Annotated in this window: 11 protein-coding genes; 8 read left to right on the top strand and 3 right to left on the bottom strand. The window is 74.4% G+C overall.

Features of this window, described 5'->3' with window-relative positions:
* The first annotated feature begins 378 nt into the window (after window positions 1-378).
* A complete protein-coding gene (locus ACZ7G1_RS24815) occupies window positions 379-1,179 on the top strand; it encodes a tetratricopeptide repeat protein (RefSeq protein WP_470875429.1) in 801 nt (266 codons plus the stop codon).
* A 68-nt stretch (window positions 1,180-1,247) separates the two neighbouring features.
* On the opposite strand, the gene ACZ7G1_RS24810 is transcribed toward ACZ7G1_RS24815, so the two are convergent.
* Window positions 1,248-2,543 carry a DUF1015 domain-containing protein gene (locus ACZ7G1_RS24810; protein ID WP_470875431.1) on the bottom strand — a complete coding sequence of 432 codons (1,296 nt, stop codon included), beginning with the start codon at window positions 2,541-2,543 and terminating at the stop codon, window positions 1,248-1,250.
* An 88-nt stretch (window positions 2,544-2,631) separates the two neighbouring features.
* On the opposite strand from ACZ7G1_RS24810, the gene ACZ7G1_RS24805 reads away from it, so the two are divergent.
* A complete protein-coding gene (locus ACZ7G1_RS24805) occupies window positions 2,632-3,696 on the top strand; it encodes an HAD-IIA family hydrolase (RefSeq protein WP_470875838.1) in 1,065 nt (354 codons plus the stop codon).
* A 116-nt stretch (window positions 3,697-3,812) separates the two neighbouring features.
* On the top strand, window positions 3,813-4,673 hold the full coding sequence (locus tag ACZ7G1_RS24800; RefSeq protein ID WP_470875432.1) for an ABC transporter ATP-binding protein: 861 nt from the start codon (window positions 3,813-3,815) through the stop codon (window positions 4,671-4,673).
* Here the strand turns inward: ACZ7G1_RS24800 and ACZ7G1_RS24795 are convergent.
* Window positions 4,662-5,009 (bottom strand): SCP2 sterol-binding domain-containing protein, encoded by a 348-nt coding sequence (locus ACZ7G1_RS24795; protein ID WP_470875434.1) that lies wholly within the window; start codon window positions 5,007-5,009, stop codon window positions 4,662-4,664. The genes ACZ7G1_RS24800 and ACZ7G1_RS24795 overlap by 12 nt on opposite strands.
* 42 nt (window positions 5,010-5,051) lie before the next feature.
* Between ACZ7G1_RS24795 and ACZ7G1_RS24790 the strand changes: the two genes are divergently transcribed.
* The 5 genes from ACZ7G1_RS24790 (at window position 5,052) to ACZ7G1_RS24770 (ending at window position 10,106) form a co-directional block, all read left to right on the top strand.
* Entirely contained in the window at window positions 5,052-5,312 is a 261-nt protein-coding gene (locus tag ACZ7G1_RS24790; RefSeq protein WP_470875436.1) for a hypothetical protein, read from the top strand.
* Window positions 5,313-5,319: 7 nt separating this feature from the next.
* The gene (locus tag ACZ7G1_RS24785) at window positions 5,320-6,135 is read left to right on the top strand and encodes a TlyA family RNA methyltransferase (RefSeq protein ID WP_470875438.1); all 816 of its coding nucleotides are present in this window, start codon (window positions 5,320-5,322) and stop codon (window positions 6,133-6,135) included.
* Window positions 6,132-7,055 carry an NAD kinase gene (locus ACZ7G1_RS24780; RefSeq protein ID WP_470875439.1) on the top strand — a complete coding sequence of 308 codons (924 nt, stop codon included), beginning with the start codon at window positions 6,132-6,134 and terminating at the stop codon, window positions 7,053-7,055. The genes ACZ7G1_RS24785 and ACZ7G1_RS24780 overlap by 4 nt, the downstream gene beginning before the upstream one ends.
* 63 nt (window positions 7,056-7,118) lie before the next feature.
* Entirely contained in the window at window positions 7,119-8,870 is a 1,752-nt protein-coding gene (gene recN, locus ACZ7G1_RS24775; protein ID WP_470875440.1) for a DNA repair protein RecN, read from the top strand.
* 156 nt (window positions 8,871-9,026) lie between these two features.
* A complete protein-coding gene (locus tag ACZ7G1_RS24770) occupies window positions 9,027-10,106 on the top strand; it encodes a glycosyltransferase family 4 protein (protein ID WP_470875442.1) in 1,080 nt (359 codons plus the stop codon).
* On the opposite strand, the gene ACZ7G1_RS24765 is transcribed toward ACZ7G1_RS24770, so the two are convergent.
* Window positions 10,103-11,731, bottom strand: a complete 1,629-nt coding sequence (locus ACZ7G1_RS24765; RefSeq protein ID WP_470875443.1) for a PucR family transcriptional regulator — start codon at window positions 11,729-11,731, stop codon at window positions 10,103-10,105. The two genes, ACZ7G1_RS24770 and ACZ7G1_RS24765, sit on opposite strands and share 4 nt — an antisense overlap.
* Window positions 11,732-11,878: the final 147 nt, after the last annotated feature.

Here is an 11,878-nt window from a genome sequence, read left to right as displayed (position 1 = left end):
TTCCGTCGGGATGACCGTCGGGATGAGCGTCCGTCGTTCCGTCGGGATGAGCGGCCTTCGTACCAGCGGGATGACCGTCGGGACGACAACCGGGGCGGTGGCTTCCGTCGCGATGACCGTGGTGGCGACCAGCGTGGTGGCGGCTTCCGCCGTGATGACCGTGGTGGGGACAGCCGTGGTGGCGAGCGGCGCGGCGGCGGTGGGTTCCGTCGGGACGACAGCCGTGGTGGCGGGTTCCGTGGGCGGGACGACCGTGGTGGGTACGGGCGACGGGACGACCGTGGGGGTCGGGACTTCGACCGCGAGCGGAGCGACCGGGCGCCGATCAAGCGGCTGCCGATCCCGCCGGAGGTCACCGGTGAGGAGATCGACCCGGATGTGCGGCAGGAGCTGATGAGCCTGCCGAAGGGTCTCGCCGAGGAGGTCTCGCGCAACCTCGTCATGGTCGCGCAGCTGATCGACGAGGACCCGGAGCAGGCGTACGGGTACTCCAGGGTCGCGCTGCGGCTCGCGTCCCGTGTCGCGGCCGTGCGTGAGGCGGCCGGGTTCGCGGCGTACGCGACGCAGAAGTACTCCGAGGCGCTGGCCGAGTTCCGGGCCGCGCGGCGGATGAGCGGTGGCGTCGAGCTGTGGCCCGTCATGGCCGACTGCGAGCGTGGCCTCGGCCGGCCCGAGCGCGCGCTGGCGATGGCCGGCGAGCCCGAGGTGCAGAAGCTGGACAAGGCCGGTCAGGTCGAGATGCGGCTCGTGGCCGCCGGTGCCCGCCGGGACCTGGGGCAGCTCGACGCGGCGATCGTGACGCTGCAGAGCCCCGAGCTCGCCTCCGGCGCCGTGCACCCGTGGACCGCGCGTCTGCGGTACGCGTACGCCGACGCGCTGCTCGCCGCCGGTCGTGAGAACGAGGCGCGGGAGTGGTTCGCGAAGGCCCTGGAGGCCGACAAGGACGGCGCCACGGACGCGTCGGACCGGCTGGCGGAGATGGACGGTGTCGAGTTCGTCGACGCGTTCGACGACTCGGACGACCTGGACGAGTCGGATGACGTCGAGGCGGACGGTGACGTCGACGGCGACCTGGACGGCGACTTCGACGAGGCCGGTGTCGAGGATGTCGAGCTCGACGAGGACGACGACGAGGACGACGACGAGGACGACGACGAGCGCGGCGGCGACAAGGGCTGACGTGCTTGAGCGGTGAGAAAGGGCGGTACCCCGGTGGGGGTACCGCCCTTTTTCGTTTGGGGGCCGGGTCAGTCCAGGGCGAGGCTGCGGAGGACGAGGCCGGTGGCGGGCTTGGGGCCGAAGGAGGTGGATTTGCGGGGCATGGTGACGCCCTGGCGGGCGAGGTCGCGGACGACGTCCTCGCGTACGGGGTGCATGAGGACGGCCGTGCCGCCGCGGCGTTCGGCCTGGTCGACGGCGGCCTGGGTGTCGTGGATGTAGGCGATGTCCTCGGGGGCGTCGGGGATGTGCCAGACGTGCTCCAGGAGGGTGGAGTGGAGGACGGTCGCGTCGAGGGTGCGCCAGGCGTGGGGGCGGTCGGTGCGGACGGTGCGTTCGAGGAGGGCCGGGTCGGGGCGGTCGACGAGGTGGAAGGCGCCGTCGCCGGCGAGGAGGAAGGCGTTGCCGTCGGCGGTGGCGGCCTCCAGGGCCTCCAGGGCGACCGGGAGGGGGCGTTCGAGGCGGCGTACCCGGAAGGAGTCGCCGAGGGCCGCGAGGGCGTCGGCGACGGGGAGGCGGTTGAGGAGGCGGTGGATGGCGCGGACGCGGAGCGGGTAGCGGGCCGTGTCGATGAGGAGGACCAGGCCGTAGTTCCAGGGGCCGGGCGCGGTGTGCTCCTCGCGCAGCCGCAGGTAGGTCGCCCAGCGGTGGTGGCCGTCGGCGATGAGGGCCTGGTGGCGGGCGAGGTCGCCGCCGATGGCGGCGAGCTCCGCGGGGTCGGTGACGGACCAGAGGCGGTGGTGGAAGCCGTCCTCGGTGGTGGTGGAGAGCAGGGGCTCGCGCAGGACCGTGCGTTCGATGACGGCGTCGGCGCCGCCGCCCTCCTCGCCGACGTACGTGAGGAGCAGCGGTTCCAGGTTGGCGGCCGTGGTCCGCATGAGGGCGGCGCGGTCCTCGACGACGTGCGGCATGACGTCCTCGTGGGGCAGGACGATGCCGGCGTCCGGGGTGGAGAGCTCCAGGGCGCCGATGACGCCGCGCTGGAGGATGCCGTCGCCGTGCTGCTCGTACACGTAGAGCGCGGGTTCGGGGTCCGGGGCGAGGATGCCGTCGGCGAGCCAGCGGTCGAGGGTGACGGCGGCCTTGCGGTGGCGGGTGCCGGCGGTGATGGCCTGCGGGAGGATCAGCCGGACGATGTTGTGGGGGTCGGCCGACTCCAGATGGAGCAGTCCGTCAGGTCGTACGACGACGTCGTAGGGGGGAGACGTCACGGCGGCGAGGCTGCCGACCCGCTCGGGGACGTAACGGAGTCCGCGGAACGGGGCCAGGCGCAGCCCTCCGGCGTCGTCGCGGACGTCAGCGGCCGCGTGACCTGAGGTGTTCATCTCGTCATCGTATGTGGGCGGTGGCCATGCGCGATGATCGGGGGAGCGGGGGAATTTCACCCGGTGAAGCGAGGAGTGAGCGGTGACGATGCGGAACGGCCAGGGACAGCGCGGCGGAAGTCGGCCGGGCGGCAGCGCGGTGCCGTTGAGCGAGGCGTACGACACGGCGCTCCTGGACCTGGACGGTGTCGTGTACGCGGGTGGCGAGGCCGTGCCGCACGCCGTGGAGGCGCTCGGGGTGGCGCGTGGCGGCGGCATGCACCTGGCGTACGTCACGAACAACGCGCTGCGGACGCCGGACGAGGTCGCGGCGCATCTGACCGAGCTCGGGGTGCCGGCGGAGCCCGGGGACGTGGTGACCTCCGCGCAGGCGGTGGCCCGGCTGATCGCGGACGACGTGCAGGCCGGGTCGCGGGTGCTGGTGATCGGCGGTGAGGGGCTGCGGACGGCGCTGCGGGAGCGGGGCCTGGTGCCGGTGGAGTCCTCGGACGACGAGCCGGTGGCCGTCGTGCAGGGGTACGGCGGGCCGGGGATGCCGTGGGCGCGGTTCGCCGAGGCGGCCTACGCGGTGGGGCGCGGGGTGCCCTGGTACGCGTCGAACACGGATCTGACGATTCCAGGGGCGCGGGGGATCGGGCCGGGGAACGGGGCGGCGGTGGAGGTCGTGCGGATCGCGACGGGCCACCGTTTCGAGCCGAAGGTCGCCGGGAAGCCGCTGCCGCCGATGCACCGGGAGACGGTGCTGCGGACCGGGGCGAAACGGCCGCTGGTGGTCGGGGACCGGCTGGACACGGACATCGAGGGGGCGTTCAACGGCGGAGTGGACTCGCTGCTCGTCCTGACCGGGGTGACGGACGTGGCGCAGCTGCTCGCCGCGGTGCCGGAGCACCGGCCGACGTATGTGTCGGCCGATCTGCGGGGGCTGCTCGTGGGGCAGCCCGAGGTCGGGGTGGACGCGGACGGCGGCTTCCTGTGCGGGGGGTGGCGGGCGTCGGTGGCCGGCGGTGAGCTGGTCCTGGACGGGCGTGAGGGTGACGGCGCGGACGTGATGGACGCGGTACGGGCGCTGTGCGGGGCCGCCTGGTCGGCGGCGGACGAGCCGGGTGCGGGTGTGCCGGACGCGGGGAAGGCGCTGGCGCGGCTGGGGATGTGAGGTCGCTCCGGCGGGCTCCGTGCCCTCCTTCAGGGAGGACGGGAGGGGGCAGCCAAGGGAAAGTTGGGTAGGCTAACCTAACTCTCTCGGGGTTGGCGGACATCAGGAGCACGGGCATGGAGCAGGGGCAGCGGCTGAGCGCGGAATCGGTCACCCTCGCGTACGAGCAGCGGGTCATCGCCCGCGATCTGTCCGTCGCGATCCCCGACAACTCCTTCACCGTCATCGTGGGACCGAACGCCTGCGGCAAGTCGACCTTGCTGCGGGCCCTCTCCCGGATGCTGAAGCCCAGCGCCGGGCGGGTGCTGCTCGACGGGCAGTCCATCCAGACGATGCCGGCCAAGAAGGTGGCCAAGACCCTCGGTCTGCTGCCGCAGTCGTCCGTGGCACCCGACGGCATCACCGTCGCCGACCTGGTGGCCCGCGGCCGCTATCCGCACCAGGGGCTGCTGCGCCAGTGGTCCCCGGAGGACGAGCGGATCACCCGGGAGTCGATGGAGGCGACCGGGGTCGCCGAGCTGGCCGAGCGGTACGTCGACGAGCTGTCCGGCGGTCAGCGCCAGCGCGTGTGGATCGCCATGGCGCTCGCCCAGCAGACCCCGCTGCTGCTGCTCGACGAGCCGACGACGTACCTCGACATCCAGCATCAGATCGACGTCCTCGACCTGTGCGCCGAGCTGCACGAGACGCAGGGCAGGACGCTCGTCGCGGTCCTGCACGACCTCAACCACGCGGCGCGGTACGCGACCCACCTCATCGCCGTGCGCGGCGGCGAGGTCGTCGCCGAGGGCCCGCCGTCCGAGATCGTGACCGCCGAGCTGGTCGAGCGGGTCTTCGGGCTGCGCTGCCAGGTCATCGACGACCCGGAGACGGGCACGCCGCTGGTGGTGCCCGCCGGGCGGAAGGCGCGCGCCCGGCGGACCGTGGTGCCGCAGGCGCAGGAGCCCGCCGCGCAGGAGCCCGCGCTACAGAAGTGAGCGGAGCCGGATCAGGTCGCGGAAACCCGCCTCCAGCTTGACCCGGCCCGATGCCCAGGCCTTCGCGAAGTTCAGCTCGCCGCCCACCATCGCCACCAGGTCGTCGCCCGACATCGCGAGCCGGATCTGCGCCTTGGCCGGCGGAGGGCCCGGCACCGTGTCCACGACCTCGATCCGGCCGTCCGCGAGGCGGCCCGTGAAGGTCGTGTCGAGGTCCGTGATGTGGCAGCTCAGGGTGCGGTCGAGGGCGGCCGCACCCCGTACGCCGTCGTCCGCGCGCGCGAGGTTGTCCGAAAGTCTGTCGAGTGCATCGCGGCACTCCGTGATCGTCGCCATCGCCGTCGACGGTACCGCAGGGCTTCGGGGTAGCGTCGGGGCATGAGCGACGAGATCCCGGACCCCTCAGAACCGGCGGCCGACGAGCCGTACGAGCCCGCCGCGGCGGCGCCGCTCGGCGTGGACCGGGAGCTCACCGGGCACGCCCCCGTCGACGCCGGTCTCCGGCGGCTGGCCGAGGTCGACCACCTCCCGGCGGACGGACACCTGGCGGTGTACGAGGATGTACACCGTGGGCTGCGCGACGAGCTGACCTCGCTCGACGCGCACCCCGCCCCCCGTCCGCACGACAACAGGAGCTGAACCGAACGTGGCAGGAGTGGCACGCCGCCGTCTCGACGCCGAGCTGGTCAGGCGGAAGCTGGCGCGCTCGCGCGAGCACGCCAGCCAGCTGATCGCCGCGGGCCGGGTGACCGTCGGCAAGACCGTCGCCACCAAGCCCGCCACCCAGGTGGAGACCGCCGCGGCCATCGTCGTCGTCCAGGACGACTCCGATCCCGACTACGTCTCGCGGGGCGGCCACAAGCTCGCCGGCGCCTTCGAGGCCTTCGTGCCGCAGGGGCTGCGGGTCGAGGGCCGGCGCGCGCTCGACGCGGGAGCCTCCACGGGCGGCTTCACGGACGTGCTGCTGCGCGCCGGCGCCGCCCATGTCGTGGCCGTCGACGTCGGCTACGGACAGCTCGCCTGGTCGCTGCAGAGCGACGAGCGCGTCACCGTGAAGGACCGTACGAACGTACGCGAGTTGACACTCGACGCGATCGACGGAATCCCGGTCGACCTCGTCGTCGGCGACCTGTCCTTCATCCCGCTCGGCCTGGTCCTGCCCGCCCTCGCGGCGTGCACGGCGCCCGACGCCGACCTGGTCCTCATGGTGAAACCGCAGTTCGAGGTGGGTAAGGAGCGGCTCGGCACCGGCGGGGTCGTCCGGAGCGCCGAACTCCGCGCCGACGCGGTGAAGAACGTGGCACGCCGGGCGGGCGAACTCGGGCTCGGCGTCCTGGGCGTCACGGCCAGCCCGCTGCCCGGTCCCTCCGGCAACGTCGAGTACTTTCTGTGGCTGCGGGCGGGCGCGCCCGCGCTGGATCCGGCGGATGTCGACCGCGCCGTGGCGGAAGGACCTCGTTGAGCTCAACGGCAGCAGCACCAGAGGCAACAACCCGTACCGTCTTCCTGCTCGCGCACACCGGCCGGCCGGCCGCCGTGCGCAGCGCCGAACTGGTCGTCCTCGGGCTGCTGCGCTGCGGCATCGGCGTCCGGGTCCTGGAGGCCGAGGCAGCCGACCTGCCGCTGCCGCCGTCCGTCGAGCGGGTGCCCGAGGCCTGCTCCGACGCGCTCGACGGCTGTGAACTCCTCATCGTCCTCGGCGGGGACGGCACGCTGCTGCGCGGCGCCGAGTTCTCCCGCGCCTCCGGCGTGCCGATGCTCGGCGTCAACCTGGGGCGCGTCGGCTTCCTCGCGGAGGCCGAGCGCGACGACCTCGACAAGGTCGTCGACCGGGTCGTGACGAAGGCGTACGAGGTCGAGGAGCGAATGACCCTCGACGTCGTCGTGTACGAGAACGGCGACGTCCTGCACCGCGACTGGGCGCTCAACGAGGCCGCCGTGCAGAAGGTGTCCCCGGAACGGATGCTGGAGGTCGTCCTCGCCATCGACGGGCGCCCGGTCACCGGCTTCGGCTGCGACGGGGTGATCTGCGCGACACCGACCGGGTCCACCGCGTACGCCTTCTCGGCGGGCGGGCCCGTCGTGTGGCCCGAGGTCGAGGCGCTGCTGATGGTCCCGATCGGGGCCCACGCGCTCTTCGCCAAGCCGCTGATCACCACCCCCCAGTCGGTGCTCGCCGTCGAGGTCGAGCCGCACACCCCGCACGGGGTGCTGTGGTGCGACGGGCGGCGGACCGTGGAGCTGCCCGCCGGTGCGCGGGTCGAGGTGCGGCGGGGTGCCGTGCCCGTCCGGCTCGCCCGGCTGCACCACGCCTCCTTCACGGACCGGCTGGTCGCGAAGTTCGCGCTGCCCGTGTCCGGCTGGCGCGGCGCCCCGCACTGAACGATCGGCGCGCCGGAGGGTTACGGACGGGGCCGATGTCGCGTCGGACCCGGGAAACCTCGTATGGTCTGGGGCGTGCTGGAGGAGATGCGGATACGGTCGCTCGGGGTCATCGACGACGCGGTGGTCGAGCTGTCGCCCGGCTTCACCGCGGTGACCGGTGAGACCGGTGCGGGCAAGACCATGGTCGTGACCAGTCTCGGGCTGCTGCTGGGCGGCCGGGCCGACCCGGCACTGGTGCGGATCGGCGCGGGCTCGGCGGTCGTCGAGGGGCGGATCAGCGTGCCCGCGGGCGCGCCCGCCGCCGTACGGGCCGAGGAGGCCGGGGCCGAGCTCGACGAGGGCGTGCTGCTCGTCAGCCGTACCGTCTCGGCCGAGGGGCGCTCACGTGCGCACCTCGGAGGACGCTCGGTGCCCGTCGGGCTGCTCGCGGAGCTCGCCGACGAGCTCGTCGCCGTCCACGGCCAGACCGACCAGCAGGGCCTGCTCAAGCCGGCCAGGCAGCGCGGCGCGCTCGACCGGTACGCGGGCGAGGCCGTCTCCGTACCGCTCGGTGCCTACGGGGACGCGTACAAGCGGCTGCGGGCCGTCACGGGCGAGCTGGAGGAGATCACCACCCGGGCCAGGGAACGCGCCCAGGAGGCCGATCTGCTGCGGTTCGGGCTCGGTGAGATCGAGGCCGTCGCCCCGCTGCCCGGGGAGGACGCCGAGCTCGCCGCCGAGGCCGAGCGGCTCGGGCACGCCGAGGCCCTCGCCTCCGCCGCCGCGCTCGCGCACGGCGCGCTCGCCGGCAACCCCGAGGACCCCGAGTCCGTCGACGCGACCACCCTGGTCGCGGGCGCGGGCCGGGCCCTGGAAGCCGTACGGTCGCACGATCCGGCCCTCGCCGCGCTCTCGGACCGGATGGGGGAGATCTCCATCCTGCTGGCCGACGTGGCCACCGAACTCGCCGGGTACGCCGACGACCTGGACGCCGACCCGCTGCGGCTCGCCGCCGTCGAGGAGCGGCGCGCGGCCCTCACCCAGCTCACCCGCAAGTACGGCAGGGACGGCGAGGGCACGGCCGCCGTGCTCGCCTGGGCGGAGGAGAGCGCGGGCCGGCTCGGCGAGCTCGACGGGGACGACGACCGGATCGAGGAGCTGACCGCCGAGCGGGACCGGCTGCGGGACGAGCTGTCCGCCCTCGCGCAGCGGCTCACCGACGCCCGCACGGAGGCGGCCGACCGGTTCGCCGCCGCCGTCACCGCCGAACTCGCCTCGCTGGCCATGCCGCACGCGCGCGTGTCGTTCGCGATCACCCAGGCCGAGGACCCGGAGGGCGTCGAGGTCGGCGGCCGGCGGGTCGCCTACGGCCCGTCCGGGGCCGACGAGGTCGAGCTGCTGCTCGCCCCCCACCCGGGCGCCCCGCCGCGCCCGATCGCCAAGGGGGCGTCCGGCGGTGAGCTGTCCCGCGTGATGCTGGCCGTCGAGGTCGTCTTCGCCGGGGTCGACCCGGTGCCGACGTACCTCTTCGACGAGGTCGACGCGGGCGTCGGCGGCAAGGCGGCGGTCGAGATCGGCCGCCGGCTCGCCAAGCTGGCCAAGAGCGCGCAGGTCGTGGTCGTCACCCACCTTCCGCAGGTCGCGGCCTTCGCCGACCGGCAGCTGCTGGTCGAGAAGACCAACGACGGCTCGGTCACCCGGTCCGGCGTCACGGTCCTGGAGGGCGAGGAGCGAGTCCGCGAGCTGTCCCGGATGCTCGCGGGACAGGAGGACTCCGAAACCGCCCGGGCGCACGCCGAGGAGCTCCTCGCGACGGCCAGGGCGGACTCCTGACGGGACCGGCGCGCGGGGCCGTTCCGCGCGCTCACCCGAGTGGGTGAAACGTGGGGGCGGGCGCGTACGCCGGACGCGTTCCGCACAAGGGAACGACGCCACTTCGGTGTCGGAACGTGCGTACGGTCGGGGGCACCTCCTGGCATCCTTGGGCGCGTGACACAGCTCCGTACGGTCCAAGTGCTGGGCGGCGGCAGCGCGGGCAGCAGCGCGCACGTCCGATCACTTGCCTCGGGGCTGGTGGCGAGGGGCGTGCGGGTGACCGTGTGCGCCCCCGCGGGACTCGACCGCGTCTACGACTACCTCGGCGCCGGCGCGCACTTCGTGCCGCTGCCCCGGCTCGGCGACCCCGCCGCCGTCACCGCGCTGCGCAACGCCGCCATCGGCGCGGACGTCGTCCACGCGCACGGCCTCCAGGCCTCCGTGCGGGCCGCGCTCGCGCTGACCGGCGAGGGCCGGCCGCCGCTGGTGACCACCTGGCACAGCCGCAGCCACCTCGACGGGGCGAGCGGCGGGCTCCAGCGTCTCCTGGAGCGGCGGACCGTGCGGGCCGCCGCCGTCGTCCTGGCCACCTCCTCCGAACTCGTCGACCGGGCACGGCGGCGCGGGGCCCGCGACGCCCGGCTCGCTCCCGTCACCGTGCCGCCCGCGCGCGGGCCCGTCTGCCTCCACGACGGCAAGGCCCGGGCCGAACTCGGCGCCGTCGACCGGCCGTTGCTCATGGCGGTCGGCGCGCTCGAACGGGGCCGCGGGTACCGGACGCTGCTCGACGCGGCCCGGGCCTGGCGGGACCTCGACCCGCAGCCGCTGCTCGTGATCGCCGGCGAGGGCCGCGAACGGGCCTACCTGCAGCGGCGGATCACGGCGGAGGGCCTCGCGGTGCGGCTCATCGGCCGCCGCGAGGACGTCGCCGAGCTGCTCGCCGCGGCCGACGTCGCCGTCCTCCCGTCCCGCTGGGAGGCCCGCTCGCTGCTCGCCCAGGAGGCCCTCAGGCTCGGCGTCCCGCTCGTCGCGACGGCCGTCGGGGGAGTGCCCGAACTCGTCGGCGACGCGGCGGAACTGGTGCCGTACGGGGACGCGGTGGCGCTGGCCGGCGCGGTCCGCGGACTCCTCGAGGACGTGGAACGGCGGATGGACCTGGGCGCGGCGGGGCGCGTCCAGGCCGGGTCCTGGCCCACGGAGGACGAGACCGTGGCGCACGTCCTGAGCGTGTACGACGAGCTGGCCACCCCCTAGGAGGTGTGGCGGCGGGCCCTGAGCGCCAGGGAGAGGGCGAGGACGGTCTGCGGGTCGTCGAGGTCGGTGCCGAGGAGCTCGGAGATGCGGGCGAGGCGGTTGTAGAGCGTCTGGCGGTTGAGGTGGAGCTCGCGGGCGGTCTCCGCCTTGCGGCCCGCGTGCGCCAGATAGGTCTCCAGGGTGGGCAGGAGCGGCGGGCGGGACGTGCGGTCGTGGTCGCGCAGCGGGCCGATGGCGCGGTCGACGAAGGCCGGCAGCACGGTGTCCCCGTGGTAGTGGAGGCGCCACAGGAGCAGGTCGATGTCGAGGCGCCGCGCGTCGTACCAGGGGAGGTCCGAGAGGCCCTGGGCGGCCGTGGCGGTCTCGGCGGCGTGCCGGAGGCCTGCGGAGGCCGCCGCCCAGCTGCCGGCGACGCCCACGACGACGACCGGCGGATGCACTCCGGCGCGTTCCAGACCGGCCCGTTCCACGCCGGCGCGCAGGGCGGCCGCGACCCGGTCGGCGACCGCCGTGCGCTCCGACTCCGAGCGCAGGCCGAGGAGCAGCGGGACGCGGCCCTCCACCGGGCGGACGCCGAGGAGGACGGGGACGCCGACGGAGGAGAGCTCTTCGAGGACGGCGCGGGCGAGGAGGGCCCAGTTGCCCGAGGGGGAGAGCTCCGAGGCGAGGCGCATGACGACGGGGAGCAGCGGTCCTTCGCCCGGTTTGAAGCCGAGGACGCGGGCCTGGGCGGGGGCGGCCTCGGCGGTGATCCGGCCCTCGGCGAGGTCCGTCAGGAAGTCGCCCCGGCCGCGCGCGGCGAGCTCCTCCTCCTGGCGGGCCTGCATGAGGACGACCGCGAGGAGGCCGGCGGCCCGCTCGGCGGCCATCCGGTGGACGGGGGAGAGGGCGCCGTCGACCGCCAGGAGCACCAGGCGGGCCCGTACCGAGGCCGTACCGGGGCCGCCGCCGGGCACGTCGACGAGGACGGTGCCGGTGGGCGGGCCGGATTCGCGGGCCGCGCGCTGGCCGCGCAGGCCGTCCCAGACCTGGAGCGGGTCGGCGGGGGCGCTGTCGGTGCCCGCCGCGTAGAGGAGTTGGCCGTCGGCGGTCTCCAGGAAGACCGGGTTGGCGGCGAAGTCGGAGAGGATGCGCAGGACCTGGGGGACTCCGCCGCCGCCGAGCAGGGCCTCCGTGCACTGCCGGTGGACCTCCTCGGCCTGGCGGAGGAGCGCGTAGTGGCCGTTGACGATCTCGGTGTGGATCTCCTCCGTGACGGCGACGAAGGGCACCTCGCGGTGGAGCTGGACGAGCGGCAGGCCGGCCGTGCGCGCGGTCTCCACTATCGTCGCCGGGAGCCGGGCGAAGCGGGGGCCGAGTTCCACCACGAGCGCGGCGATGCCCCGGTCGGCGAGGCGCCGGACGAAGGCCCGCTGTTCGGCCGGGCGGGTGCCCAGGCCGAGGCCCGTGGTGAGCAGCAGCTCGCCGCCCTTGAGCAGTGAGGCGATGTTCGGCACCTCGCCGGCGTGCACCCAGCGCACGGTGCGGTGCAGCCGGTCGGCGCCGGCGACGACCTCCGGGAGTCCGCCGCGGAGGCCCGGAAGTTCGAGTGCCCGCTGCACGGTGATCCCGCCCTGATTGTCCATGGGGCCGGACGCTACCCGCGTCGGTGTTCCGGCGACATCACCCCACGGTTACGGGAACGGACACTTCGTACACCTGGCCGACAACTCGTCGTGTCGTGGCGGGAATTGTATGACCGCATGTCGATTGTGGCCTGTGTCACACGCGAG

Source organism: Streptomyces sp. NPDC037273 (assembly GCF_055603625.1).
Note: the sequence above shows the minus strand (reverse complement) of the source record. Positions and strands in the feature narration are given on the sequence as shown.